Genomic DNA, 24,052 nt, shown 5'->3' on the forward strand with positions numbered 1-24,052 from the left:
CACCCCGACCGGGTCCCCGACCCCGGCACCGACGCCGGGCACGCCGACGCCGACCACCCCCGCGACCCCGAGCACGCCCGCGGTCCCGACAACGCCCGCGGTCCCGACCACCCCAGCGACGCCGACGCCGACGGACACCCCGACGCCGAACGCCCCGGCCACCCCGGCCGTGGTGACGAGCACCCCCGCGCCGAGTGCACCCGCGACCCCGACCGCTGACGTGACGCCGAACGGCACGGCGACCCCAGGCACGACCCCGACCAGTGCGAGCACCACGGCCGCCGGAACACCGGGCACCGGTCCGGGCTCGAACGGCACCGGCGAGCTCGCGTTCACCGGCTCGCCCGTCGGCCTCGGAGTGGGCGTCGGCGCGCTGGTCGCGATGCTCCTCGGTGGCGCCCTCGCCGCCTTCACCGCAGTACGCCGCCGCCGGGCCTGATCCCCGGGGTGACGGGGCCGGGCTCCCGCTCGGTGCCGTCACCCCGCCCGCGGTCGGTCTGCGCACCGTGTCAGGCTCGCGCCGCCCGGCCCGGTCGGCCCGCGCCGTGGTCGCACGACATGCCGCGCGCCTCCCGCCCAGGTCGCGCAATCCCCCGCTCTCGCGGCCCGAGATGCGCACATCGTGCGACCTCGGCGGGACGTCGGCGGCGAGTCGTGCGACCTCGCGATCGGCGAGACACCCGCCACCCCTCAGCCCGGCAGGACCGCGTGCCGGATGACCCAGCTGTGCATGACGATGGCCGCCGCCGCCGAGGCGTTGATGCTCCGCGTCGACCCGAACTGCGTGATCTCCAGGTGCCCGTCCGCGCCCGAGACGGCCTCGTCGGTCAGACCCGGCCCCTCCTGCCCGAACAGGAACACGCACCGCGCCGGGATCTCCGCCGTCTCGATGCGCGAGGCCCCGGGCGTGTTGTCGACCGCGACGACCGGACGCCCCTCGGCGCGCATCACCGCGAGGAACGCGGCGACGTCCTCGTGGTGCCGCACGTGCTGGTACCGGTCGGTCACCATCGCCCCGCGGCGGTTCCAGCGGCGACGCCCGATGATGTGCACGGTCCCGGCCAGGAACGCGTTGGCGGTCCGGACGATGGACCCGATGTTCAGGTCGTGCTGCCAGTTCTCGATGGCCACGTCGAAGCTGTGTCGGCGGGTGTCCAGGTCGGCGACGATCGCCGCCATGCTCCAGTACCGGAAGCGGTCGACCACGTTGCGCGTGTCGCCGTGCTCGAGCAGTTCCGGGTCGTACTGCGGGCCCTCGGGCCACGGCCGCGGGTGTGGTCCGACGCCATGCGTCGTCGCCTCGTGGCTGGGTGGGAGCGCCGGCGTCGGCTCCGGCAGGTCGCCGGACGGGAGGCCCTGGGTCACGTGACCAGCGTACGGTGCGTCTGCCGCGCCTCCCGTCCGGACCCCGCACGGCCGCACACGCCCGATCGAGCCGGCTCACCGCACTACGCTGACCCCATGGCATCCCGCGACGAGGTCGAGTGCTGGCTGACGGACATGGACGGCGTGCTCGTCCACGAGAACCAGGCGCTCCCCGGCGCCCCGGAGCTGATCCGGCAGTGGCAGGACCAGGGCACCGAGTTCCTCGTCCTGACGAACAACTCGATCTTCACCCCGCGTGACCTCAGCGCCCGACTGCGCCAGTCGGGACTGCACGTGCCCGAGGAGCGCATCTGGACCTCGGCCCTGGCGACCGCCGACTTCTGCGCGTCGCAGATGCCGAACGGCTCCGCGTTCGTGATCGGCGAGGCCGGAATGACGACCGCCCTGCACGAGGCGGGCTTCATCATGACCGAGACCGCACCCGATTACGTCGTCGTCGGCGAGACCCGGAACTACTCGTTCGAGGCGATCACGAAGGCCGTCCGTCTGATCCGAGACGGCGCGCGTTTCATCGTGACGAACCCGGACGCGACCGGCCCGAGCGCCGAGGGCGTCCTGCCCGCGACGGGTGCGATCGCCGCCATGATCGAGAAGGCCACCGGCAAGCAGCCCTACGTGGTCGGCAAGCCGAACCCGATGATGTTCCGATCGGCGATGAACCGGATCGGCGCCCACTCCGAGAACACCGGCATGATCGGCGACCGGATGGACACCGACGTGCAGGCGGGCATCGAGGCGGGGCTGCACACCGTCCTGGTCATGACCGGGATCAGCGACCAGGCCGAGATCGACAAGTACCCGTTCCGGCCGAGCGAGGTCATCGCGGGCGTGCACGAGCTCCTGCACACGGAGCCGTACGAGGTCGAGATCTAGAGCCGGTCCATCGCCGGCACGGTCCGCCACCGTCGCCGCAACCGCCAGGCGCGGTCGTCCCGCCAAGCGACGAGCGCGCCGGCGACGACGCCGAGCAGCAGCACGGCGAACGCCGCCAGACCGAGCAGCCCGACGAGGAAGAAGTCGAGCCCAGCGCCCCGTGAGGCACTGACCGCGATCGCCCCGAAGTCCCAGAACGCGTGCAGCAGCACCGGGGCGAGCAGGTTGCCGGTCAGGCGTCGCGCCAGGTACAGCGTCGACCCGAACGAGGCGGCGAACACCACCTGCACCACCGTCTGGCCGACCGGGGCCCCGGCCAGGACGTTGACGAAGTGCAGCAGCCCGAACAGGGCGCACGACGCGAGCCACACTCCGAACTCGGGCAGCCGGCGCCGCAGTCCGACCATCAGGACGCCGCGGGTCAGCAGCTCCTCGAACACCCCGACGAGCAGCACCCCGACGGTGAGGAGCACGAAGTAGTCCACCGACTTCCCCGCCCAGTCCACCAACGGCAGCCGTCCGATGCACACCGCGAGGACGAGGATCGGCGCGACCATCGTCCAGCGCGGTCGACCACGCGTCGGGTCGACGGTCGCGATCCGCCACCAGCTGAGCGCGGTGACGACCACCACGAGGACCGCTGCGACGATCGATTCCGGGACCACCAGGTCGTGCAGGACGCTGTCGGTCGTCAGGCCGAGCGAGTCGTAGTCGTCATCCGGGCGCGAGCGGACGATGCTGTAGGTGGCGAAGAGGACCAGCGGGGCGATGCCGACGAGCAGCGACGGCGGGACCGGCCACCACCGTCGACGGCGACGGACGGCGGGAGGTTGCACGGGGGTCACCTCACGGTTGTACCAGGGTCGGCCGTACCATTGGCGCATGCGCATGCGCCTGCCCTCGCTCAGCACCATGGCGGAGGACTACGTCAAGCTGGTCTGGAAGGCCGGCGAACGCGGCGGCGAAGGGGGTCTCGCCACGCGGGACATCGCGGCCGCCCTGCACGTGTCCGCCTCGACCGTGTCGGGCAACCTCCGGAAGCTCGACCGCGACGGGCTCATCGAGCACACGCTGTACCGCGGCGTGGTCCTCACCCCGCTCGGGCAGCAGGCCGCCGTCGCCATGGTCCGTCGGCACCGGCTCATCGAGACGTTCCTGGTCGAACGACTCGGCTACTCGTGGGACGAGGTGCACACCGAGGCCGAGGCACTCGAGCACGCCGTGTCGGAGACGTTCCTCGACCGCGTCGACGCCGACCTCGGGCATCCGACGCACGACCCGCACGGTGACCCGATCCCCAGCGCGGACGGCGTCGTGCCGGACTCCCCCGGGGCGCTCCTCGGCACGGTCGACCCGGGCGTCTGCGGCACCGTCGAGCGGGTCTCGGACGACGACCCGGCGCTGCTGCGGTACTTCGACGAGCTCGGTGTCGGGCTGGGGACGCACCTGCGGGTCGAGCAGGTGCGGGACTACGCGGGGGTGGTGGCGGTCTCGCGGCGTGACGCCGGCGGGGCGGAGGCGATGGTGGACCTCCCGGCCGCCGCCGCGACCGCCATCTGGTTGACGCCCGACGCTCCCCACTGACGCGCGGGCCGCGCTGACGCGCCCGCCGCGCTGACACGCGCGGGCGGCGGCCCTCGAGATGCCGCGATTCGCGCATCTCGGAACCCGAGATGCGCGAATTCTGCATCCACGGCGGGCTCCCTGCGGCGTGTTGCGGAATCTCGGGAGGCACGTGCTCCGGCCCGTCGCGCCCGACCCGCGCCCGTCCCGCCCGGTCAGCCCTTGGCGGACCGCGTCCGCCCGAGGGCGACCTCGCGCCGGGCCCGCGCGAGCGCCAACGCCGACCCCGCGTCCGGGTCCTCGAGCAGCCGCGCCGTCTCCGCCGCGTGCTCCCGCACGTCCGGGTTCCGGTGCTCCGCCGCCGCGTCCAGCACCGGCGACGCCACGTCCGCCCCGAGCCCGGCGATCGCTCGACTCAGCGCCAGCCGGGTCTCCGCGTCCCCGTGCCCGAGCTGCACCGCGAGCGTGCGGGCGAGTGCGGGCCGGGCGTCCCCGGGGGCCAGCAACACCGCGGCACGCCACGCGGTCCGGGCGACACCCGGGTCGATGTCGCCGAGCAACTGCGCCACCTCCGGGTACACCGACCCGTCGCGGATCTTGGAGAGGGTGTGCAGCGCCTGGCTCCGCGCCTGCACCTCCGGACGGTCGAGTTCGTCGAGCAGCCGCGGGACCACCAGGTCAGCCGGGAGGCGCACCAGCGCCCACGTGAGCATCTCCCGCACCTGCAGGTCCGGCTCCACCGCGCACTGCGCCACGAGGACGTCGAGCTCGTCCAGGGACGGCGTGGTCCCGGCGGCCATCACCGCCCGGAGTCGGACGGCGGGACGAGGGTCGGAGAGGTACGAAGCGAGCGTCGGCATGGCTCCTCCACCTCACCCCGCGCACCTGAGTGGCAGCCCGGCGAGGGGCATAGCGTGGACGAGTTCGTACCGACCTGGAAGGACTCCTACCATGCCCCGTATCGGCTCCAGTGACCTCACCGTCTTCCCCCTCGCCCTCGGCGGCAACGTCTTCGGCTGGACCGCGGACCAGGAGGCCTCACACCGGGTCCTCGACGCCTACACGGGTGCCGGCGGCGACTTCATCGACACCGCTGACGTCTACTCGGCGTGGGGCGAGGGCAACTCCGGCGGCGAGTCCGAGACCGTGATCGGCTCGTGGTTCGCCGCGTCCGGCAAGCGCGACGACGTGACGATCGCCACCAAGGTGTCGCAGCACCCGGCATTCCCCGGCCTGTCGGCGGACAACGTCGCGAAGGCCGCACGGGCGAGCCTGCAGCGCCTCGGCACCGACCGCATCGACCTCTACTACGCGCACTTCGACGACCAGGACACGCCGCTCGAGGAGACCGTCCGGGCGTTCGACCAGCTCGTCCGCGAGGGCCTCGTCCGCTACATCGCGATCTCGAACTACTCGAACGAGCGTGCCTCGGAGTGGATCCGCATCGCGAAGGAGCACGACCTGGCTGTTCCGATCGCGATCCAGCCGCACTACAACCTCGTCACCCGCCAGCCCTACGAGTCCGACATCGCACCGCTCGCCGCCCGGGAGCACCTGGGCGTCGTGCCCTACTTCGCCCTCGCCGCCGGCTTCCTGACCGGCAAGTACCGGACGAAGCAGGACTTCGCCGGCAAGGACCGCGAGGGCCAGGTCTCGGGCTACTTCTCCGACCAGGGTCTCGCCGTCGTGGACGCCCTGTCCGAGATCGCGTCGGCGCACTCCGCCGAGATCGCCTCGGTCGCGCTCGCCTGGCTGCAGGCGCAGCCGGACGTCGTCGCCCCGATCGCCTCGGCGCGCAACACCGAGCAGCTGCCGGCGCTCCTCGCCTCGGCAGAACTCGACCTCAGCACCGAGGAGCTGCAGACGCTCACCGACGTCTCGGCGGCCGTCCCCGCGGCGTCCTGACCGGAACACGGTCACGCATCGCGACCGACCGACGGACGGGAGGCTCCCCACCAGCAGGTGGGGAGCCTCCCGTCCGTCACGTGGTGCGTGCGGTCAGTGTCCGGTGCCGAGTGGTGCGCCCGGTGGCTGCACCGAGAGCGCCGCGGCCGGGCTGCTCGACGGCGAGGCCGGGTGCTCGTCGATCGTGTTGCCGCGGATCCACGAGGTGAAGAGCAACACGAGGAGCAGGAGCACCACGATGATCGCGATCGAGCCGTAGACCAGGAGCTGCTTGCCGCGGCGCCCCTCGTGCTGCAGGCGGGCGAAGCCCTCGTTGATGAAGTTGTCGCGGTCGGCGCCGGTCGCTCCCGGGCCACCCGCGGCGGCGCCGGGCTGCTGGGCCGCGGCGACGGCGGGCAGCATCCGGGTGCTGGTGTCCTCCGGGCGGGAGGCGTCGGCGTCACGGAGCTGCTGGATCGCCTCCGTGCCGAAGAGGTCCTTGATGACGCCGGTGTCGCTCGTCTCACGGCCCTGCCACTCGGACTGGTCGATGTCCTCGGGAGCCGGTCCGCGCGCGCGGTCGACGCCGTCGTCGAGCCGCAACGACGGGTCCGTCGGAGCGTGCGTCGGCGTCTGCCAGTCCGGGATCGGCCACGCGGGGGTCGGGTCCTGACGAGGGGCGGACGACACTGGGCCGGGCGGCTGCGACCGGGTCTCGGCCTGGCGTTCGGGTTCGACGAGCGGCGGGACGGCCGAGCGTCGGTCGGTGTCGTCGTCCTCGGCTCCCCGCCACGGGACCGCGGGCGTCGGCAGCACCGAGGGCGGTGGGACGGCGGCGGCCGAGCGCGGCGAGAAGGCGGCGGTGGCGGACGCGCCGCGGTCGTCGTCGTCGAGGTCGTCGTCGTCGGCGGGGGCCGTGTCGTGCACGACGACCTCGACGTCACCGGGGAAGACCTCGCCGGTACGGGCCGCGTCGTCGCTCAGGGACCAGCTCGAGCCGGAGGGGGTGGTCCGCTCGTCGGTACGGTCGTGCTCGGGGACGGTGCCGTGACCGCGCTGGCGGGCCGGTTCCGTCGGGGTGACCGCGGCCGGCTCCGCGACCGGCTCGGCACCGACCGGGGTGCCCGTCGCCCAGGAGCCCGCCGCGACGAGGTTCGTGTCGAACGCATCACGGGTCAGCGTCGTCGGGACCTCGCCGGTCTGGTCGTCCAGCAGGGACCAGTCGAACGGACGGTCGGCCTGCGGAGCGGCATCGACGTCGTCGCCCAGACGCAGGAGTTCGGTGAAGGTGGGCGGCTCGGACGTGGGCGGCAGCGAGTCCTGCACCCCGAGCGGCTGCGCGTCCGGACCACCGCGGAACGCGGGCGGAACCGGGGTCCCGGCGGGAGCACCCGCGGTGGGACGGGCACGGCCGAGCCAGTCGACGTCGTCACGACCGACGCCGTCCGGGTCGGTGCGGCGGCGTTCGTCCTCGATCGCCCGGGCCTCGGCAGCGCGGAGGTCCCGATCGGTCCGGGCGGTGGGCAGCGAGATCGCGCGGGGGTCCGGCGCGTTCGACACCGGCGGGACGGCGGCGGGCGGCGGCACCCGGCCTGCGACACCGCCCGGTAGCGCCAGCTCCTCGGGCATCGAGATGGCCTGGGTCGCCGCGGGGTCCGGCTCCCCCGCGGCATCGGCCTGCCCGTGGACGTCGTCGGCCTGCCCGTGAACGATGTCGTCGTGCTCGTGGTCGGCCCGCGGCGCGGAGGCCGGCACCGACGCGGGGGCCGTGAACGGCTCCGGCTCCGGCTGCCCCGCTTGTCGAGCGGCACGTTCGGCCTCCCGACGCTCACGGCGCGACGGCCACTCCTCCTCGGTGATCGGCGCGCCGAAGATGTCCGCCGCACTGCGGAGACCGTGGAACGGAGCGTCCGGGTCGGGACCGCGCCGAGCCTCCTGTCCGCCGCCCCCGTCTTCGGGCGCGACCGACCGGTCGGACTCGTCGCGCCCCTCCGGACGCTCCTCGGTCACGCGGACAGCCCCAGGTCGGCCAGCCCGATCGCCGCCAGGTACGGGTAGCCGGCCGCCTCGATCTTCTCCTTGGCGCCGGTGTCCCGGTCGACGACGACGGCGACGGCGGCGATGACGGCGCCCTCGCGCTCGAGCGCCTCGGCGGCCTTGAGCGGGGACCCACCGGTGGTCGAGGTGTCCTCGAGCACGATGACGCGCTTGCCGCGGACGTCGGGGCCCTCGACCTGACGGCCGCGGCCGTGGTCCTTGGGCTCCTTGCGGACGACGAAGGCATCGTACGAGCCGCCACGTGCCGCTGACTGGTGCAGCACGGCGCTCGCGATCGGGTCGGCGCCCATCGTCAGACCACCGACGGCGTCGACGTCCGGGACGCTCGCGATGAGGTCGGTCATGACCTGGCCGATCAGGGGCGCGACGCGGTGGTCGAGGCTCACCTTGCGGAGGTCGATGTAGTAGGAGGCCTGCTTCCCGCTGGTCAGCGTGAAGTCGCCGTGGAAGACCGCATCGGCCTTGATGTGCTCGATCAACTGCTCGCGCGCGTGGGTCACGGTGGTCAAGGGTAGCGGCGACGGCCGTTCCGCGCTCACCCGAGCGCACTGTCCGGCTGCTCCGATGCCGACGCCGGTACGCTCCGGTCATGCCCCTCGCCCGTCCGCGGGACGGCGTCCGACCGATCGAGGCCGGCGGCCGCCGCCCCCGATCCACCGTCGTCCGGGCGGTCGCGCAGGAGGCCCTCGGTGCGGTCCTCGCGCTGGTGCTCGCGGTCCTCGCCCTGCGTCACGTGCTCGCCACGGCCCGGGTGGCGCTCCTCTGGTACGACGGGGACTCGGTGCTCCTGCCGCTGGTGGCGCGGTCGATCGCGCTCGGACAGCCGTTCGAGTGGGCGATGTCCCCGGCGCTGTTCTTCTTCCCCGAACTGCCGGTCTACCTGGCGACCGCGGCCGTGACCGCGACACCGCAGCAGGCCTTGGCGCTGAACGGTGTCCTCGTCCTGCTGGCCGTGTACGCCCTGGTCCGGGCAGCGGCGAACGAACTCATGCCGTCGGCCGGTCGCCCGGCTCGGGTCGCCGTGTCCGTGGTCGCCGTCGTCCTGCTGACCATGCTCGTGCTGACCGAGTCCTCGGCGACCGCGACCTCGCTCGAGCTGGCCTCGCTGCTCCTCACGACGACCTACTACTACGGCGCGGTGCTCGCGATGCTCGGGACCGCCGTCCTGGTGCTCCGGACGGTGCGGACCGGGCGGGCCTCCGTCCCCGTCCTCGTGACGCTCGGGCTGGTGGCGGCGCTGAGCACGGCCTCCAACCCGCTGTACGTGCCGTGGTCGGCCGGACCGGTCGTCGTGACGCTGGCACTGCTCGCGCTCGCCCGTCGGGTGCCCTGGCGACCGGCGACCTGGGTCTCGGTGACGCTGACGCTCGGTGCCGTCGTCGGGTACCTCCTGCGGATCCCGCTGCGGCCGTTCGTCTCCCTCGACCCCTCGACCTACGTGCACCCGGAGCGGGCCGGGGCGACCGCGGGGTTCTTCGCCTCGCTCACCGACGACCGGGCGGCGTCGGCGGCCGGGGACGCCGGACTGCTGCTCATGCTGCTCGGCGTGCTGCTGAGCGCCGGCGGGACGGTCTGGGCGTGGCGCGCACGGACCTCCCGGACGGTGCTCGTGGCGACCGCGCTGCCCCTGGTGACGATCGTGGCCGTGTCGGTCGGGGTGGTCGTCGCCGGCTCGGAGACACCGCGCTACCTCGAGCCGGTCGTCGCGATGCCGCTCCTGGCCGTCGTCGCCGTGTGCGAACTCACCCGGACCGCCGTCCGTCGGACCCGGCTGCACCGACCGGTGCGCGGTCTCCGGACCGCGCTGGTGGTCGCGGCCGCCGCGGTGCTCGTCCTCGGGATCGCCGTGACACCCGGCACGGTCGGGACCGTGGCAGCGGCGCGGTACACGCCGGTGACCTGCCTGGACCGCTGGGTCGACGCGCAGCGGAACGAGGGTCGCGACCCGGTCGGCGTCGGTCAGTTCTGGACGGTGCGTCCGCTCGCGGCCTACGCGGAGCAGGACGTCCGACTGCTGCAGGTCCGCGACTCGTTCGACACCTACCCGTGGCTCGTCGACCTCGGCGCCTACCGGGACGCCCGCCCGGACTACGTCGTGATCGGCTCCGGGGACGTCTGGACGACCCCCGTCGAGGACTCGCTCGGACGTCCGGCGACGATCACGCACTGCACCGGGTACGACGTGTACGACTACGCGGGCACCCGGGGCGTCGACGTGCTGCGGCAGCGGGTCGTCGGGTCGGCCGAGCAGATCCTGCGCGACCGCGGGTTCTGAGCGGGCGGGTCCCGCGCGACGGGAGCCCTCGCGCCCGGTCCGGGGCACCGGGGTACGGACCCTCCACATCCCGATCTCGCGCCCGTGTCGTCCACAGCGGAGCGTCGCCGCAGGGTTCCACCTGTGTGGATGTATAGGCTCCGTTCCGATGTCTCGCACCGTGGTCCCCGCCTCCCGTCCCCGCTCCGCCTCCGCGGGCCGCCGACGCCTGCTCGCCACCGCGCTCGCGATCGCCGGCCTGGTCGGCTCGCTGGTCCTCGACGCACCGGTCGCGCAGGCCGCCTCGTACCCGTCGTGGGACGACGTCCTCGCGGCCCGGGGCAAGGAGTCCGCCAAGCAGTCCCAGATAGTCGAGATCCGCGGCACCATCGCCAGCCTGTCGGAAGAGGCGGACGCCGCGAAGGCCGAGGCCGATCGACTCGGTGAGGTGTTCCAGATCGCCCAGCGCAGGGCCCTCCGCGCCGCCGAGAAGGAGCAGGCGCTCCGCGACGACGCCGAGGAGCACGCCGAGATCGCCGACGCCAGCGCGGCGCAGGCCGGCCGCTTCGCCGCACAGATGGCCCGCTCGGGCGGTGGCGACGTCACGACCAGCGTGATCACCGGGGGCGAAGGCACCCGCGACCTGCTCTACGACCTCGGAGCACTGAGCAAGCTGTCCGAGCAGGCCGAACGCGTCGAGACCGCGGCCACCACCGACGCATCCGTCGCCCGCTCCCTCACCGCCCAGGCCGACCGGGCAGCCGTCGCGCTGAAGGACCTCGCCCAGGCCGCGCAGGACCGGATGGGCGAAGCGCAGGCCGCGTCCGACCGTGCCCAGGCCGCCTACGACGAGCAAGAGGACAACAAGTCCCGGCTCGAGGCGCAGCTCACCTCGCTGACGTCCGGCCGCGCCACGACCGAGGCCCAGTACGAGAAGGGCGAACGGATCCGCAAGGCCGAGGAAGAGCGCAAGCGCAAGGCGCTCGAGGCCGAGTTGGCCCGCCAGCTGCGTGCCCAGCAGGCGGCGGCTGCCGCGGCTGCGGCGAACCAGGGCGGCGGTGGCAGCGGTGGCGGCGGCGCTCCGTCCGCCGGTGGCGGCGGGGCGGCACCGGGCTCCGGCTCCGGGTCCGGCTGGGTCCGCCCGGCCGGTGGCTGGATCACCAGCGGTTACGGCGTCCGCGTGAACCCGTACACGGGTGCGGTCGCCATGCACGACGGCCTCGACCTGGGCAGCGGCTGCTCCACCGCGATCGTCGCCGCCTCCGCCGGCACCGTCGAGTACGTCGGCCGGTACGGCGGCTACGGCAACTACGTCCGCATCGACCACGGCGGCGGCGTCAAGACGGCCTACGGTCACATCGTCGACGGCGGGTTCCGGGTCGCCCCCGGGCAGCGGGTGGGCGCTGGTGCCCTGATCGCGCTCGTCGGGTCGACCGGCAACTCGACCGGCTGCCACCTGCACTTCGAGACGCACGTCGGCGGCGGCACCGTGAACCCGGTCGGGTTCATGGCGGCTCGCGGGGTCGGCTTCTAGTCCGCGCCTCCTGCGATCAGTGCCGGGAGGCCCCTCCCGAGCCGCGCCGATCGTCGACGTCGTCGACGTCCAGCTCCCACATCATGCGGTACCAGGCCGTCCGGTCCCGGTCCTGCGGCAGCCCGTACGCCTCGTGGAACAGGTCGTCCCACCCGGGACCGTGGTTCCACCCGAGGCTCATCGACGCCACCGCCAGGTCGGCCCACCGGTCCGCGACCCCGAGGGCGCCGAGGTCCACGTGCCCGATCCACCGCCCGTCGTCGCCGACGAGGGTGTTCGGCGTGCAGGCATCGCCGTGGCAGACGACCAGCTGGTCGGTCTCCGGCTGCGGGCCCATCGCGTCGACGTCGCGTCCGGCTGCCCGGGCACGGTCGAGTCGCCCCTCTGTCGACCAGACGAACGGGCACGACGCGACGGGCAGGGTCTCGTGCATCGCCCGGAGCCCCTCCCCCACCGCGATCACCGCCGTGCGCGGGTCGTCGTGCCACCGCGGGTCGACGGCGCTCCACCCGACGACCGGCCGGGTGGTCATCCAGGCGCCGGACCCGTCCGCTCCGTGGTCGACGACCTCGGGCACGGTGAGCCACCGGCCGGCCCACCGCAGTCGGGCGACCTCGGCGGCGATCCAGGGCGCGTGGTGCGGCGGCACCCACTTCACGTATGCCTCGGCGCGGTCGGGTGACGGGCCGATCCGGAAGGTCGTGCCGCCGGCGGAGTTGACCCACACCGGCACGAGGGTCCGGCCGTCGGCGACCTCGACGACGGCGTCCGGGACCGTGACCGGTTCGTCCGGCTGCCCACCGCGGCCGGCCAGGTCGTCCGGTCGCTCCACGGGTCAGCGCACCCGGTCCGGGCGCGAGGAGCCCCCGCGGACGATCCGGAGCAGCACCGGCAACCGCTGTCCGAGCAGTGCGTCCAGGTCGCGGACGACGTCCTCGACGCGGTCGACGACCTCTCGTGGTGGTGCTCCGCGCCGGGTGCGGACGACGATCCGGATCGCGGTGCGGCGGCGGACGCGCCGGACGTCGACCGCCAGGGACGCGACCTGCGGCAGCGGGCTGATGGCGGCGGAGAGCGCGTGTTCGACCGCCGCGGCCTCGATCCGGACCTGACCGGGCAGTGAACCGTCGGGCCCGTCGTCCTGCAGGACCGTGCCGGTGCGGCCACCCCCGATCGCGCTGAGCACGAGCAGCGCCAGGACGCCGAGGACGACGGCGCCGCCGAGCGCCCACCACCACGCGGACGAGTCGGCAGCGCCGGACCGGACGCCGCCGAGCGTCCGGTCCGCGGCCGTGTGCCAGAGGTCCGCCGCGGCGGGCAGCGTCTGCACCAGGACGACGGCGGCCCCGAGCGCCAGGAACACCAGGCCGACCAGGACCAGGACGACCCGGTTCAGTGCGCGGTTCGTGCCGTTCATCCGTCGATCCGGCCGGTGGAGCGCACGCGGACGTGTGCGGTGAGCGGGGGGACGGCGTCCACGGCGGCGAGTTCGCGTTCCACGGCCTCGGTGGCGGCGAGCGCGGCGACGTCCACCCCGGAGGCCGGCAGCAGCACGACGTCGAGTGTCCGGCGACCGACGGAGCCGACGGCGGCGTCCGGCGCGAGACGGGTCGCGGCGCGGGCGGCGCGGGCTGCGGCGGAGGCCAGGACCTCGTCGTCGACGACCACGCCGAGTCGGGCGGAGCGGACGGCGTGCCGGGGTCGTCGGGACGGCAGGAGCCCGTGCAGCAGGAACCAGAGGCCGACCAGGGCGATGACGGCACCGACGGCGACGACCACGGCGTCGACCAGGCCGGCCGGGGCCCGGACGGCGGTGTCCACGACGGTGCGCGGGTCGATGCCGGCGATGCGCTCGTCGAGCAGGACGACGACCGCGGCGGTCCCCACGGCCGCGGCGAGCACCAGGAGCAGGACCAACGCGGCGACGACGGAGGGTGTCCTCGACGCCGACGTCTCGCGCCGGACCATGCGACGCACGAAGCGGTCGTCGTCCGCGGGCGGGGTGTCCTTGACCGGCTCCGGGCTCACCGGACCCTCCGAGGCACGTCCAGGACGGCGGACGAGAAGGTCACCGAGACGCGCTCGACCTTCCGCCCCGTGATCGTCCGCAGACGCTCGGCGATGGTGGCGCGGGCGCGGTGCGCCGTGACGAGGACCGGCTCGTCGGGGACGGTGTGCGAGCCGAGCGCCGGCAGCACGAGCGGGCTGGTGACCTCGACCGCCAGCGCGCCGCGACCGTCGTCGACCACCCGGGCACGGACCTCCCGGAGGGGTGCACGGAGCGCCTCGGCGGCGACGGCCTGGGCGGTGTGCACGAGTGCCGGGGACGCGATCCGGTCGGTGCCGGGCAGCGCGGCTGCGCTCACGAGGAACTCCGGCGACCGCGGAGCACGTCGAGCAGGCGGCGGACGTCGACGTCGCCGCTGACGATGCGGCCGATCAGGCCGCCGAGCGCGATGGCGACGGCCACCACGACGAACGCCCAGAACCCGAGCGTGAGGGCGACGATCGCCAGGACCGCCCCGACGGCCATGCCGACGACAGTGGTGTTCACCGGACGCGCGTCTCGGGCGCAGTGGCGGGGGCGTCGAGCGCGGGGATGTCGACGTCGACGATCGCGATGTTGACCTCGGTGACCTGCAGTCCGACCAGGTCGGTGACGGCGTCGGTCACGGCCTGGCGGACCGCGGAGGCGACCTGCTGCATCGGCATCGGGTAGGCGACGACGAGGGTCAGGTCGACGGCGGCCTGGGTCTCGCCGACCTCGACGCGGACGCCCTGGCCGAGGTCGCTCGAGCCGATGGCGTCACGGATCGCGCCGAACGCCCGCGCGGTGTTGCCCCCCAGGGCGACCACGCCGGCGACGTCACGGGCGGCGATGCCGGCGACCTTCGCGACGACCGCGTCGTCGATGATCGTGCGGCCCTTCGCGGTGACCTGGGTGGTGGTGCTGCCGGTGGTCGTGCCGTCCACGCGGTCGGAGTCCGTCGTCGTTGCCATGAGTGCCTCCTGCGGTGCTGGTCGGATGTGGGTCCAGGCAACACCCTGCCACCGGGGCGTGTCCGCCGACGGGGCCGGGACGCCCCGGGCGGCCGGTCGGTCGCTCCCGGTAGGTTCGATCCCATGCGCGTCGCGACCTGGAACGTCAACTCCGTCCGCACCCGAGTCGGCCGGGTCGTCGACTGGCTGGTGCGGGAGGACGTCGACGTCCTCGGCATGCAGGAGATCAAGTGCAAGCCGGAGCAGTTCCCGGTCGAGGCGTTCGAGGCCGCCGGCTACACGGTCGAGGCGCACGGCCTGAACCAGTGGAACGGCGTCGCGTTCGCCAGCCGTCTGCCGATGGAGGACGTCACCCGCGACTTCCCCGGGCAGCCGGGCTTCCTCAAGGGGCAGGAGGGCCCGGACCTGCCCGTGGAGGCCCGTGCCATCGGCGTCACGGTCGAGGGCGTCCGACTGTGGAGCCTGTACGTCCCGAACGGCCGTGAGCTCGGCGACCCGCACTACACGTACAAGCTCGACTGGCTGGCGCAGCTGGCCGACCGCACCGCCGAGTGGCTGCAGGCCGAGCCCGACCTGCCCCTCGCGCTGATGGGTGACTGGAACGTGGCACCGCTCGACGAGGACGTCTGGGACATGCGTGTCTTCGAGGGCTCCACGCACGTCAGCGAGCCGGAGCGTGCGGCGTTCCGCACGTTCGAGGAGCGCGGCCTGCAGGACGTCGTCCGGCCGCTCGTGCCCACCGGGTACACGTACTGGGACTACAAGCAGCTCCGCTTCCCCCGCAACGAGGGCATGCGCATCGACTTCGTGATGGGCTCGCAGGCGTTCGCTGACGTGACGGTGGGCGCCACCATCCACCGCGACGAGCGCAAGGGCGACGCTCCGAGTGACCACGTTCCGGTGTCGGTCGACCTGGACCTCGACACCGTCCTGGACGACGACCGCCCGATGATCTTCTGACCGGCCGGGAGGCGCGTCCGGCCCCTGCCGGCTGCCCCCGCGGCACCCCGCTCACCTCCGCCGAACGGTCACACCCTGTTGCTCAGGCCGCCCCCGACCGACACTTCGTGACCCCTCGGCGGAGGCACACCGGCGCGGCACGGTCCGACGGCCCCGCCGCCCCTACGGGTGCAGCAGCGCCGCGATCCCGACCAGGACCGGCACCGACCCGACGGTCGTGAGCAGCACCACGTCCCGTGCGACCGGCACCGCGGCTCCGTACCGCTGGGCGTAGTTGAAGACGTTCTGCGCCGCCGGCAACCCGCCGAGGACGGTGAGCACGAACACGCGCTGGTCGTCGAGCCCGAAGGCGTACCGGGCGAGCAGGAACGCGACCGCCGGCATCACCAGGAGCTTCACGCCGCTCGCCAGCAGCACGTCGGCCCGGGTGGCCGCGTCCCGGAGCGGTGCCGCGCCGTGCAGGTTCATCCCGAACGAGAGCAGCACGACCGGGACCGCTGCGCCGCCGACCAGGGCGAACGGCTCGAGCACCGGGTCCGGCAGCGTGATGCCGGTGACGGAGCAGAGCAGGCCGAGCAGCGACGCGATGATGAGCGGGTTCGACACCGGCCCGAGCACCCGACGTCGCCACCCGCCACCGGAGGCCGTGGCCGCGTCGAGCACGGTCAGCGCGATCGGGGCCATCACGACGAGCTGGAGCATGATCACCGGCACCACGGCGGTCGCCTGACCGAGGACGTAGACGGCGACCGGCAACCCGATGTTGTTGGCGTTCGAGTACGAGGCGGCGAGTGCCCCGACGGTCGTGGTGGTGAGCGGCCGCCGGAGCACGAGTGCGAAGACCAGGGCGGTGCCGGCGGCGACGGACAGCGCGGTGATCGCCGACACGGCGAGCATCGGCGAGAACAGCGTCCGGACGTCGGCCGTGGCGATCGTGTGGAACAGCAGGCACGGCATGAGGACGAAGAACGCCAGCCGGCTCAGCACGAACTGCGCATGCGGTCCGAGCAGTCCGGCGCGACCGACGCCGTAGCCGGTCACGATGACGGCGGCGATGATCGCGAAGCCGATCAGGACGCCACTCATCCTGCCCATCTTCGCAGGCCCGTCGGGAAATACCGGTGCGCCCACGGTTGTTCCGGCAACCATGACCACGCAGACGACGCTCTCCCGCTCCACGGACTCCAGCCAGCCCCTCGTGCCCCTGCTCGAGGAACGGTGGAGCCCGCGTTCCTACGACGAGACCGCGACGATCTCGGACGCGCAGCTCGACGCGCTCCTCGAGGCCGCTCGGTGGGCGCCGTCCGCGGGGAACACGCAGCCCCGCCGGTTCATCGTCGGTCGTCGCGGCACCCGCACCTTCGATGCGATCCACGCGACGCTGATGGGCTTCAACGGCGTCTGGGCCCACCGCGCCGGCGCACTCCTGGTCGCCATCGCCGAGCCCGTGACGGCCGACGGCGACGAGCGACGCTGGGCGGAGTACGACCTCGGCCAGTCCATCGCCGCACTCGCCGTCCAGGCACACGCCGAGGGTCTGCACCTGCACCAAATGGGCGGCTTCGAGGTCGACGCCGTCCGCGCCGCCTTCGACCTGCCGGAGCGCCTCGTCCCGGTGACGGTCACCGCGATCGGCCACGTCGCCGACGCCGCGCAGCTCGACGAGAAGGCCGCCGCGCGCGAGGTCGCCCCGCGCACCCGCATCCCCCTCGACGAGGTCGTGCTGGTCAAGGAGTAGTCGCCTGGCATGATCGAGGGCATGCCCGCACCTCGCCTCGTCGCCTTCGACCTCGACGACACGCTCGCCCCGTCGAAGTCCCCGCTCGATCCGCAGATGCTCGAGACCTTCGCCGCACTGCTCGAGGTCGTCCCCGTCGCCGTCATCAGCGGCGGGAACTTCCAGCAGTTCGAGCAGCAGCTCGTCACACCGCTGCGGAAGCGTTCCCGTCTGCGTCTCGACGACCTGCACCTCCTGCCGACGTGCGGCACCCGGTACTACGCGTGGGAACGGGACTGGGTGCTGCAGTACGCCGAGGACCTCACCGACGACGAGAAGGCCCGCGCCCTCGCCGCCGTCGAGGCGCAGGCGAAGGACGCCGGCTACTGGGAGTCCGAGACGTGGGGCGCGATCCTCGAGGACCGCGGGTCGCAGGTCACGTTCTCCGCACTCGGCCAGGCGGCTCCGGTGGACGTCAAGAAGCGCTGGGACCCGACCGGAACGAAGAAGGACGACCTCCGCCGCCGCGTGCAGGCCGAGCTCCCCGACCTCGAGGTCCGCTCCGGCGGCTCCACCAGCATCGACATCACCCGCAAGGGCATCGACAAGGCCTACGGCATGCAGCGCCTGGCCGAGCTGACCGGCATCGCGCTCGACGACATGCTCTTCGTCGGCGACCGGCTCGACCCGGAGGGCAACGACTACCCGGTCAAGGCTCTCGGCGTGCCCACGCACGCGGTCGAGGGATGGGAGGACACCGACGCGTTCCTCCGCGAGCTCATCCCGACGCTCCGGACCGCCTGACGCGCCTCCCGGCCGGGAGGCCCGTCCGAGGTCGTCGGATCGTCAGCGGATGCTGCGGACGGCCTCGACGAACGCCCGGATCGCGCGCACGTCCTTGACGCCGCGTTCGGACTCGACACCGCTCGACACGTCGACGCCGTCGGGGTCGAGGCGCTGCACGAGGCCCGCGACGTTCTCCGGTGTGAGGCCGCCGGCCAGGATCCACGCCTCGTCGACGGTGCCGGTCAGCGTCGCCGGGTCGACCAGGTGCCCGCTGCCGGGGACGGCCGCGTCGAGCAGCAGCAGGTCGTGGTCGAACGCGGTGCGCTGTTCCGCGGTCTCGGCCAGGTAGTCGGCGGCGGCCAGGGCGCGGATCGTGAAGAAGCCGGCGTCGCGGGCGCGGGCGAAGTCCGACGCGGACTCGCGGCCGTGCAGCTGCAGGGTGGTGAGCCCGACGGCCGAGGCGATGCCGACCACCTCGTCGATCGGCTGGTCACGGAACACCCCGACGGCGTCGATGCCGTCCGGCAGGCGCTCGGCGAGCTCCTTCGCGGTGTCGGCGGTGACGGTGCGGGGGCTGCCGGCGGCGAAGACGAACCCGACGGCGTCCGCCCCGGCCTCGACGGCGGCGTCGACCGTCTCCGGGGTGGAGAGGCCGCAGATCTTGATCCATCGCTGGTCGCTCATGCACCCATCCTGCCTGATCGGCCGCGGCGAGCAGCCAGTGGGGGGCGGCTCGTGCTCCCGCTCAGTGCAGCGCGCCGACGACGTAGCTGCCGACGCACGCGACCGCGACCGCGACGGCCGTGGCCGATGCGGCCAGGACGTTCCGCCGACGCCAGCGCCGGACCACGTCGAACGTGCCGCGCCGGGCGTGCCGGTGGGCGGCCCGGTGCATGCGGTGCTCCTTGCGGCGGACCTCCCGATCGGGTCCCAGCGGCACCGGACCGGTGACCTGCGTCGACCCGCCGCGCAGGGCACGGGCGACCGCGACAGCCGTGGGTCGGCGTGCCGGGTCCCGCGCGGTCATCAGGGTCAGCAGTTCCCGCCACTCGGAGGCGACGGTGTCGGGGACCTGCGGGTCGCGGCGGAGCCGAGCGAGGGCTGCCTCGATGACGGTGCCGGAGTACTCCTGCACGCCCGTCAGCGACTCGAGCAACACCAGGCCGAGCGAGTAGACGTCGGTGGCGTAGCTGATCGGCTCGCCGGCGACCTGCTCCGGCGACAGGTAGGCGGCGGTGCCGATGATCGTACCGTCGTTGGTCAGCCGGGAGCCGTCGACGAAGTGCGCGACGCCGAAGTCGGTGAGCTTGACGGTCCGGACGAACCCGGACGCACCCTCGTCGCTCAGCAGGATGTTCGCGGGCTTGACGTCGCGGTGCACGATCCCGCGGGAGTGCACGTAGGCCAGGGCATCGGCGAGCTGCGCCCCGAGGTCCGCGACCTCGTAGTTGTGCAGCGGGCCCTCGGCCAGGCGGCGCAGCAGGGTGGCGTCCGCGATGAGCTGCATCACGATGAACCGGTGCGGGCCGTCCTCGAAGTCGTGGGTGCCGGCGTCGTAGAGCGGGATGAGGCCCGGGTGCGAGAGCATGCTGAGCAGGCGGATCTCGCGCTCCTGGCGGACCCGGTCGGCCGTGGTCATGCGCTCCGGCGTCGCGAACATCTTCACGGCGACGGCACGGTAGGTGTGCTCGTCACGTGCCTCGTACACCGAGCCCATGCCGCCCGTGCCGATCAGTTTCACGAGGCGGTACCGTCCTGCCAGGACGGTGTCCGCTCGCGCGGTGTCGGTGGCCAAGCTCATGCGTTCGTCGATCCTTCGGGAGTCCGGATCCGCGTCGGTCCTCGCGGTGTGACTCCTCGGCAACGGTACGCGCGGCCCCTTCGATCCGAGGCCCGGTTACCCGAATGTGACCCGTCCTCGGGGCGCAACTGCGCAACAGGGATGGTGCCAGCGTCCTGTGGAGCGGCCCGGGTACCGTCCGGGTCCCGGAGAGCCGTCCGGACCAGGCGGGAGGCCGACATGCGCAAGGGCGACGAAGTGCACTGGAACACGTCCCAGGGCACGACGACGGGCAAGCTCGTCGAGAAGAAGACCGCGGACTTCGAGTTCGACGGGCAGACCTTCAAGCCGACCGACGACGACCCGTACTGGATCATCGAGTCGGAGAAGTCCGGCAAGAAGGCGGCCCACAAGGAGTCGGCGCTCACGAAGGCCTAAGGGCCACCACTCAGAGGCGGCCAGCCGGCTACTCCGACGCGGTCGACCGCGCCGCGGACCGGCCGCGTCGGACCCGGCGGACGACGAACGCCACGATGATCACGACGACCGCCAGGTACACGGCCCGGTCGATCCACTCGGTGTACGCCTCGACGCGCTCGTACTGGGTGCCGAGGGCCGCGCCACCGAGGACCAGGATCGAGTTCCAGAGCCCGCTGCCGAGCACGGTGAACAAGCTGAAGGTGCCCAGGTGCATCCGGTCGGCGCCCGCAGGCAGTGAGATCAGGCTCCGGACGACCGGCACCAGACGCCCGAAGAACACCGCGCTCTTGCCGTGCCGGTGGAACCAGGACGCGGCCTTCCGGAAGTCGTCCTCGTCGACGAGCGGCAGCTTGCCGAACCAGCGGACGGTCCGGTCGAAGCCGATCACCGCGCCGAGCCAGTAGAGCACGAGCGCCCCGACGTACGAGCCGGCGGTCGCCAGGACCAGCACGAGCGTCAGGTCCATCCGGCCCGCGCCGGCCAGGAACCCGGCGAGGGGCAGGATCACCTCGGACGGGATCGGCGGGAACACCGTCTCGATGAAGAGCATGAGGGCGACGCCCCACTCCCCCATCGAGTCGATGACCTGCAGGACCAGGCCGGTCAGCCCGCCGATGTCGGGGTCCGGTTCACCGCCTGACCCGGAGGACGCGGTCGGGACACCGACGTGGGCGACGGTCGAGGGCACGGCAGTCGTCATCCCGTCACCCTGCCTGAGCGGGCTGACAGACTCCGGTGTGCGGCCCGCCCGCGCGACCGAACGCGCCGCCCGCGACCGCCGCGACCGCCGGGGCACCCGGGACGCCGAGGCCCGGCAGTTTCTCGAGCTCGGCGGCCAGGGCGGTGCAGAACTCCTCGCCGTCGGGCAGCACCTCGCCGCCGACGACCACGACCTCGGGGTCCACGGCCGCCACGAGCTGCGCGACCCCGGGTGCCACGTCCGCGGCGAGCGCGCGGACGGCGGCCCGCCCGTCCTCCACGCCCAGTCCGGCGCCGGACCCGCCCGGCAGGGCGTTGCCACCGGGACCACCCGTGGACGTCGGGCCAGCGCCGGGACCGCTCCGTGCCTCCAGGGCGCGCGCCGCACCCGGCCACCCGGTCGCGGCGAGTCCGCCGACCTCGCCCGCTGCGCCGTGGGCTCCCTGCGCGACCGAACCCCCGACGACCAGTGCCGCGCCGATCTGTCGTCCCATCACCAGGAGCAGGCCGTCGCGGACGCCGTGCAGCCGGCCCCAGGCGGCCTCGGCGCGGGCCGCTGCCTTGGCGTCGTTCTCGAACACGGTGACCGCGTCGGGGACCAGGGCGGCGATGCGCTCGGTGATGCCCTCGCTCTGCCACTCGGGCGCGGCGACCGTGTGCACGATCCTGCCGGTGCGGTCGATGATCGCGGGCACGCAGACGGTGACCGCGAGCAGCCGTCCGGGCGGCAGGGTGCCGACCAGGCGGTCGACGACCTCGCGGACGGCGGCCACGGCCTGTTCGATCGGCGCCAGGGTGGGGGCGAACTGCTCGGTGCGGGCGACGGGGTCGCCGTGCAGGTCGGCGAGGACGCCGACGACGGCGTGCAGGCCGAGGTCGATGCCGAGCACCAGTCCGGATCGCGCGTCGATGCGGAAGCGTCGGGCTCGTCGTCCGGCGCGGTTGGGGGTGGCGACGGCCTTGAGCTCCTCGACCCACCCCTCGGCGACCAGGTCGGTCAGGGCCGCCTCGACGGTGGGGCGCGTGAGACCGACGGCGGCGACGAGTTCGGTGACCGTCCGGGAGGCCCGCCCCGGGTCCCCGACGTCGGGTCCGGCCCGGAACAACTCGGCCAGGACCGCGCGGGAGTTCATCCTGCGGAGCAGGGCCGGGGAGCTGCCGATCGTTGACATGCTCGAGTGCGTCGCCATAATCTCCACATTACGAAAGACCGTTGAGGAATGGTGGAACCGACATGCTGATCCCCCGACCGCGATCCCGGAACGACTCGTCCGGCACCTTCACCATCGACGAGCGCACGCGCATCAGCGCCGAGCCCGCCACCGAGTCGACCGCACAGTACCTGCAGCAGGTGCTCCGAGCCTCCACGCGGCTGCCGCTGTCCGGCGCCGACGACCCCGACGCGCCGGTGATCGCCCTGCGGATCGCCGCGACGCCGGAGGACCTGCCCGCCGGACCGGGCGAGGACCGCGAGGAGTCGTTCCGCCTGACCGTCACGCCGGACGCCGTCACCGTCGAGGGCGGCGGCGCTGCCGGGGTGTTCTACGGCGTCCAGGCGCTGCTGCAACTGCTGCCCGCCGACGTGTACCGCCGAGGGCAGGTGCGCACCGCGGCGTGGACGCTGCCGGCGACCGTCGTCGAGGACGCTCCCGCGTTCGCCTGGCGCGGCGTCATGCTCGACGTTGCCCGGCACTTCCGCACCAAGGCCGAGGTGCTGCGCGTCATCGATCAGCTCGCCGCCCACCGGATCAACCGCATGCACTTCCACCTCACCGAGGACCAGGGCTGGCGCATCGAGATCAAGAAGTACCCGCGGCTCACCGAGGTCGGCTCCTGGCGCCGGGAGTCCCAGGTCGGCGCGCACGTCCCCGACGCCGACGGGGTGCTGCAGGTCGCCGGGTACGACGGCCGTCCTCACGGCGGCTTCTACACGCAAGACGACATCCGCGAGATCGTCGCCTACGCCGAGGACCGCTTCGTGACCGTCGTGCCCGAGATCGAGACGCCCGGGCACGTCCGCGCCGCCCTCGCCGCGTACCCGGGGCTCGGCGTCCATCCGGAACGTCGGGTCGAGGTCTGGACGGAGTGGGGCGTGGCGCACGACGTCCTCAACGCCGACGACAGCACGGTGCGGTTCTTCGAGGACGTGTTCGACGAGGTCGTCGCGCTGTTCCCGTCCGCGTACATCGGACTCGGCGGCGACGAGTGCCCGAAGGACCAGTGGGAGGACGACCCGCGCACCCAGGAGCGCATCCGGCAGCTCGGGCTCGAGGACGAGGAGCAGCTGCAGGCCTGGATCATCGGGCAGCTCGCGGCGCACATCGAGTCGCACGGCCGCCGGGCGTTCGGGTGGGACGAGATCCTGGAGGGCGGCACGCTCTCCCAGTCCGCGACCGTGGTGTCCTGGCGGGGCATGCGCGGCGCGGTCACGGCGGCCCGTCGGGGACACGACGTCATCTCGACGCCGGACGACCAGGTGTACCTGGACTACCGGCAGAGCGACCTGCCGAACGAGCCGATCCCGGTGTCGATCGTGCTCACCGTCGACGACGTCTACGCGTTCGACCCGGTGCCGTCGTCGTTGACCGAGGCCGAGCGGGCGCACGTGATCGGCGGCCAGGCGAACATGTGGACCGAGCACGTGGACACCGTCCGACGGCTCGACTACCAGCTGTTCCCCCGCGTGGTCGCGCTGTCCGAGGCACTCTGGTCGGCGGACGTCGCCGGGCCGCGGGACGTCGCGGACTTCCGGCAGCGCCTGACCGAGCACCTGACCCGCCTCGACGCCCTCGGGGTGGAGTACCGCCACGAGTCCGGGCCACTGCCGTGGGAGGAGCGCCCGGGCGTCCCGGGCCGCCCGCACTCCCGCGAGGAGCGCGCCGCCTACATCGACGCGGTCACGGCGAACATCGCGGTGTAGTCCGGCTGCCTGCGGGGCGCGCCCACCGGTGGCGACACCCCGCTCACCTCCGCCGAGTGGTCATGAACTGTCGTTCTCGAGCCTCCAGAACGACGCTTCGTGACCACTCGGCGTCAGCGTCCGGGAGTGTCCCGCCACCCGTGTCACCACCGGCACGT

General features: G+C 73.3%; 28 protein-coding genes. 12 read left to right on the forward strand and 16 right to left on the reverse strand.

What is annotated here, in order from left to right; genetic code table 11:
- Positions 1-219, forward strand: a 219-nt coding sequence (locus DEJ31_RS10825) for a hypothetical protein (protein WP_220034859.1), incomplete at its 5' end; no start/stop codon positions are given.
- Positions 173-439, forward strand: coding sequence for a hypothetical protein (locus tag DEJ31_RS10830; protein ID WP_146243141.1), 267 nt, complete (start codon positions 173-175; stop codon positions 437-439). The genes DEJ31_RS10825 and DEJ31_RS10830, both read left to right, overlap by 47 nt.
- Positions 440-690: 251 nt before the next feature.
- Here DEJ31_RS10830 and DEJ31_RS10835 read toward each other — a convergent pair whose 3' ends face one another.
- On the reverse strand, positions 691-1,365 hold the full coding sequence (locus DEJ31_RS10835; RefSeq protein WP_375334562.1) for a TrmH family RNA methyltransferase: 675 nt from the start codon (positions 1,363-1,365) through the stop codon (positions 691-693).
- Positions 1,366-1,461: 96 nt separating this feature from the next.
- On the opposite strand from DEJ31_RS10835, the gene DEJ31_RS10840 reads away from it, so the two are divergent.
- The gene (locus DEJ31_RS10840) at positions 1,462-2,259 is read left to right on the forward strand and encodes an HAD-IIA family hydrolase (protein WP_110905264.1); all 798 of its coding nucleotides are present in this window, start codon (positions 1,462-1,464) and stop codon (positions 2,257-2,259) included.
- Here the strand turns inward: DEJ31_RS10840 and DEJ31_RS10845 are convergent.
- The gene (locus tag DEJ31_RS10845) at positions 2,256-3,149 is read right to left on the reverse strand and encodes a CPBP family intramembrane glutamic endopeptidase (protein WP_181433509.1); all 894 of its coding nucleotides are present in this window, start codon (positions 3,147-3,149) and stop codon (positions 2,256-2,258) included. The two genes, DEJ31_RS10840 and DEJ31_RS10845, sit on opposite strands and share 4 nt — an antisense overlap.
- On the opposite strand from DEJ31_RS10845, the gene DEJ31_RS10850 reads away from it, so the two are divergent.
- Positions 3,142-3,843 (forward strand): metal-dependent transcriptional regulator, encoded by a 702-nt coding sequence (locus DEJ31_RS10850; RefSeq protein ID WP_258366268.1) that lies wholly within the window; start codon positions 3,142-3,144, stop codon positions 3,841-3,843. The two genes, DEJ31_RS10845 and DEJ31_RS10850, sit on opposite strands and share 8 nt — an antisense overlap.
- Positions 3,844-4,037: 194 nt before the next feature.
- Here the strand turns inward: DEJ31_RS10850 and DEJ31_RS10855 are convergent, their stop codons facing one another.
- Positions 4,038-4,682 carry a HEAT repeat domain-containing protein gene (locus DEJ31_RS10855; protein ID WP_111121847.1) on the reverse strand — a complete coding sequence of 215 codons (645 nt, stop codon included), beginning with the start codon at positions 4,680-4,682 and terminating at the stop codon, positions 4,038-4,040.
- Positions 4,683-4,773: 91 nt separating this feature from the next.
- Here DEJ31_RS10855 and DEJ31_RS10860 point away from each other — a divergent pair, with 91 nt between their 5' ends.
- Entirely contained in the window at positions 4,774-5,727 is a 954-nt protein-coding gene (locus DEJ31_RS10860; protein ID WP_111121848.1) for an aldo/keto reductase, read from the forward strand.
- 93 nt (positions 5,728-5,820) lie between these two features.
- Here DEJ31_RS10860 and DEJ31_RS10865 read toward each other — a convergent pair whose 3' ends face one another.
- Positions 5,821-7,716 carry a hypothetical protein gene (locus DEJ31_RS10865; protein WP_111121849.1) on the reverse strand — a complete coding sequence of 632 codons (1,896 nt, stop codon included), beginning with the start codon at positions 7,714-7,716 and terminating at the stop codon, positions 5,821-5,823.
- Complete coding sequence (pyrE, locus tag DEJ31_RS10870) at positions 7,713-8,264, reverse strand: orotate phosphoribosyltransferase (RefSeq protein WP_110903816.1); 552 nt, start codon at positions 8,262-8,264, stop codon at positions 7,713-7,715. The genes DEJ31_RS10865 and pyrE overlap by 4 nt, the downstream gene beginning before the upstream one ends.
- Positions 8,265-8,353: 89 nt before the next feature.
- Here pyrE and DEJ31_RS10875 point away from each other — a divergent pair, with 89 nt between their 5' ends.
- Complete coding sequence (locus DEJ31_RS10875) at positions 8,354-10,039, forward strand: hypothetical protein (RefSeq protein WP_111121850.1); 1,686 nt, start codon at positions 8,354-8,356, stop codon at positions 10,037-10,039.
- A 148-nt stretch (positions 10,040-10,187) separates the two neighbouring features.
- On the forward strand, positions 10,188-11,552 hold the full coding sequence (locus tag DEJ31_RS10880) for a M23 family metallopeptidase (protein WP_111121851.1): 1,365 nt from the start codon (positions 10,188-10,190) through the stop codon (positions 11,550-11,552).
- 16 nt (positions 11,553-11,568) lie between these two features.
- Here DEJ31_RS10880 and DEJ31_RS10885 read toward each other — a convergent pair whose 3' ends face one another.
- Genes DEJ31_RS10885 through DEJ31_RS10910 form a run of 6 tightly spaced genes read right to left on the reverse strand, consistent with a single transcriptional unit; the run spans position 11,569 to position 14,552 of the window.
- On the reverse strand, positions 11,569-12,384 hold the full coding sequence (locus DEJ31_RS10885) for an aminoglycoside 3'-phosphotransferase (RefSeq protein WP_258366269.1): 816 nt from the start codon (positions 12,382-12,384) through the stop codon (positions 11,569-11,571).
- A gap of 3 nt (positions 12,385-12,387) precedes the next feature.
- Complete coding sequence (locus tag DEJ31_RS10890) at positions 12,388-12,969, reverse strand: hypothetical protein (RefSeq protein ID WP_111121852.1); 582 nt, start codon at positions 12,967-12,969, stop codon at positions 12,388-12,390.
- Entirely contained in the window at positions 12,966-13,580 is a 615-nt protein-coding gene (locus DEJ31_RS10895) for a hypothetical protein (RefSeq protein ID WP_111121853.1), read from the reverse strand. The genes DEJ31_RS10890 and DEJ31_RS10895 overlap by 4 nt, the downstream gene beginning before the upstream one ends.
- On the reverse strand, positions 13,577-13,918 hold the full coding sequence (locus DEJ31_RS10900; RefSeq protein WP_110903720.1) for a hypothetical protein: 342 nt from the start codon (positions 13,916-13,918) through the stop codon (positions 13,577-13,579). Before DEJ31_RS10900 ends, DEJ31_RS10895 begins: the two co-directional genes overlap by 4 nt.
- Entirely contained in the window at positions 13,915-14,106 is a 192-nt protein-coding gene (locus tag DEJ31_RS10905) for a DUF2273 domain-containing protein (protein WP_110903721.1), read from the reverse strand. The genes DEJ31_RS10900 and DEJ31_RS10905 overlap by 4 nt, the downstream gene beginning before the upstream one ends.
- On the reverse strand, positions 14,103-14,552 hold the full coding sequence (locus DEJ31_RS10910) for an Asp23/Gls24 family envelope stress response protein (RefSeq protein ID WP_110903722.1): 450 nt from the start codon (positions 14,550-14,552) through the stop codon (positions 14,103-14,105). Before DEJ31_RS10910 ends, DEJ31_RS10905 begins: the two co-directional genes overlap by 4 nt.
- Positions 14,553-14,675: 123 nt before the next feature.
- Between DEJ31_RS10910 and DEJ31_RS10915 the strand changes: the two genes are divergently transcribed.
- Positions 14,676-15,512: an exodeoxyribonuclease III gene (locus DEJ31_RS10915; protein WP_110903723.1), complete on the forward strand. Its 837-nt coding sequence runs from the start codon at positions 14,676-14,678 to the stop codon at positions 15,510-15,512.
- Between the two features lie 162 nt (positions 15,513-15,674).
- Here the strand turns inward: DEJ31_RS10915 and DEJ31_RS10920 are convergent, their stop codons facing one another.
- Complete coding sequence (locus tag DEJ31_RS10920) at positions 15,675-16,598, reverse strand: AEC family transporter (RefSeq protein ID WP_110903724.1); 924 nt, start codon at positions 16,596-16,598, stop codon at positions 15,675-15,677.
- 61 nt (positions 16,599-16,659) lie between these two features.
- On the opposite strand from DEJ31_RS10920, the gene DEJ31_RS10925 reads away from it, so the two are divergent.
- Together DEJ31_RS10925 and DEJ31_RS10930 are read left to right on the forward strand one after the other, a co-directional pair.
- On the forward strand, positions 16,660-17,250 hold the full coding sequence (locus tag DEJ31_RS10925; protein WP_110903725.1) for a nitroreductase family protein: 591 nt from the start codon (positions 16,660-16,662) through the stop codon (positions 17,248-17,250).
- A gap of 21 nt (positions 17,251-17,271) precedes the next feature.
- A complete protein-coding gene (locus DEJ31_RS10930; protein ID WP_111121952.1) occupies positions 17,272-18,033 on the forward strand; it encodes an HAD-IIB family hydrolase in 762 nt (253 codons plus the stop codon).
- A 42-nt stretch (positions 18,034-18,075) separates the two neighbouring features.
- Here the strand turns inward: DEJ31_RS10930 and DEJ31_RS10935 are convergent, their stop codons facing one another.
- Positions 18,076-18,699 carry a phosphoribosylanthranilate isomerase gene (locus DEJ31_RS10935; RefSeq protein ID WP_110903726.1) on the reverse strand — a complete coding sequence of 208 codons (624 nt, stop codon included), beginning with the start codon at positions 18,697-18,699 and terminating at the stop codon, positions 18,076-18,078.
- 61 nt (positions 18,700-18,760) lie between these two features.
- The gene (locus DEJ31_RS10940) at positions 18,761-19,816 is read right to left on the reverse strand and encodes a serine/threonine-protein kinase (RefSeq protein WP_111121854.1); all 1,056 of its coding nucleotides are present in this window, start codon (positions 19,814-19,816) and stop codon (positions 18,761-18,763) included.
- Positions 19,817-20,035: 219 nt separating this feature from the next.
- Here DEJ31_RS10940 and DEJ31_RS10945 point away from each other — a divergent pair, with 219 nt between their 5' ends.
- On the forward strand, positions 20,036-20,233 hold the full coding sequence (locus DEJ31_RS10945) for a DUF2945 domain-containing protein (RefSeq protein ID WP_110903728.1): 198 nt from the start codon (positions 20,036-20,038) through the stop codon (positions 20,231-20,233).
- Positions 20,234-20,261: 28 nt separating this feature from the next.
- On the opposite strand, the gene DEJ31_RS10950 is transcribed toward DEJ31_RS10945, so the two are convergent.
- Both DEJ31_RS10950 and DEJ31_RS10955 read right to left on the reverse strand, forming a co-directional pair.
- A complete protein-coding gene (locus DEJ31_RS10950) occupies positions 20,262-20,975 on the reverse strand; it encodes a DedA family protein (RefSeq protein ID WP_110903729.1) in 714 nt (237 codons plus the stop codon).
- A gap of 4 nt (positions 20,976-20,979) precedes the next feature.
- Positions 20,980-22,146: an ROK family protein gene (locus DEJ31_RS10955; RefSeq protein WP_181433510.1), complete on the reverse strand. Its 1,167-nt coding sequence runs from the start codon at positions 22,144-22,146 to the stop codon at positions 20,980-20,982.
- 62 nt (positions 22,147-22,208) lie between these two features.
- On the opposite strand from DEJ31_RS10955, the gene DEJ31_RS10960 reads away from it, so the two are divergent.
- Positions 22,209-23,894: a beta-N-acetylhexosaminidase gene (locus tag DEJ31_RS10960; RefSeq protein WP_111121856.1), complete on the forward strand. Its 1,686-nt coding sequence runs from the start codon at positions 22,209-22,211 to the stop codon at positions 23,892-23,894.
- Positions 23,895-24,052: the final 158 nt, after the last annotated feature.

Source organism: Curtobacterium sp. MCPF17_031, assembly GCF_003234035.1.
GTDB lineage: Bacteria > Actinomycetota > Actinomycetes > Actinomycetales > Microbacteriaceae > Curtobacterium.

Bases quoted from the DNA above. Each gene is read 5' to 3' on its own strand.
- DEJ31_RS10840 (WP_110905264.1), top strand. From the start codon at position 1,462: ATGGCATCCCGCGACGAGGTCGAGTGCTGGCTGACGGACATGGACGGC.
- DEJ31_RS10850 (WP_258366268.1), top strand. From the start codon at position 3,142: ATGCGCATGCGCCTGCCCTCGCTCAGCACCATGGCGGAGGACTACGTC.
- DEJ31_RS10845 (WP_181433509.1), bottom strand. From the start codon at position 3,149: ATGCGCATGCGCCAATGGTACGGCCGACCCTGGTACAACCGTGAGGTG.
- DEJ31_RS10855 (WP_111121847.1), bottom strand. From the start codon at position 4,682: ATGCCGACGCTCGCTTCGTACCTCTCCGACCCTCGTCCCGCCGTCCGA.
- DEJ31_RS10860 (WP_111121848.1), top strand. From the start codon at position 4,774: ATGCCCCGTATCGGCTCCAGTGACCTCACCGTCTTCCCCCTCGCCCTC.
- DEJ31_RS10875 (WP_111121850.1), top strand. From the start codon at position 8,354: ATGCCCCTCGCCCGTCCGCGGGACGGCGTCCGACCGATCGAGGCCGGC.
- DEJ31_RS10880 (WP_111121851.1), top strand. From the start codon at position 10,188: ATGTCTCGCACCGTGGTCCCCGCCTCCCGTCCCCGCTCCGCCTCCGCG.
- DEJ31_RS10890 (WP_111121852.1), bottom strand. From the start codon at position 12,969: ATGAACGGCACGAACCGCGCACTGAACCGGGTCGTCCTGGTCCTGGTC.
- DEJ31_RS10910 (WP_110903722.1), bottom strand. From the start codon at position 14,552: ATGGCAACGACGACGGACTCCGACCGCGTGGACGGCACGACCACCGGC.
- DEJ31_RS10915 (WP_110903723.1), top strand. From the start codon at position 14,676: ATGCGCGTCGCGACCTGGAACGTCAACTCCGTCCGCACCCGAGTCGGC.
- DEJ31_RS10920 (WP_110903724.1), bottom strand. From the start codon at position 16,598: ATGAGTGGCGTCCTGATCGGCTTCGCGATCATCGCCGCCGTCATCGTG.
- DEJ31_RS10925 (WP_110903725.1), top strand. From the start codon at position 16,660: ATGACCACGCAGACGACGCTCTCCCGCTCCACGGACTCCAGCCAGCCC.
- DEJ31_RS10930 (WP_111121952.1), top strand. From the start codon at position 17,272: ATGCCCGCACCTCGCCTCGTCGCCTTCGACCTCGACGACACGCTCGCC.
- DEJ31_RS10935 (WP_110903726.1), bottom strand. From the start codon at position 18,699: ATGAGCGACCAGCGATGGATCAAGATCTGCGGCCTCTCCACCCCGGAG.
- DEJ31_RS10940 (WP_111121854.1), bottom strand. From the start codon at position 19,816: ATGAGCTTGGCCACCGACACCGCGCGAGCGGACACCGTCCTGGCAGGA.
- DEJ31_RS10945 (WP_110903728.1), top strand. From the start codon at position 20,036: ATGCGCAAGGGCGACGAAGTGCACTGGAACACGTCCCAGGGCACGACG.
- DEJ31_RS10950 (WP_110903729.1), bottom strand. From the start codon at position 20,975: ATGACGACTGCCGTGCCCTCGACCGTCGCCCACGTCGGTGTCCCGACC.
- DEJ31_RS10955 (WP_181433510.1), bottom strand. From the start codon at position 22,146: ATGTCAACGATCGGCAGCTCCCCGGCCCTGCTCCGCAGGATGAACTCC.
- DEJ31_RS10960 (WP_111121856.1), top strand. From the start codon at position 22,209: ATGCTGATCCCCCGACCGCGATCCCGGAACGACTCGTCCGGCACCTTC.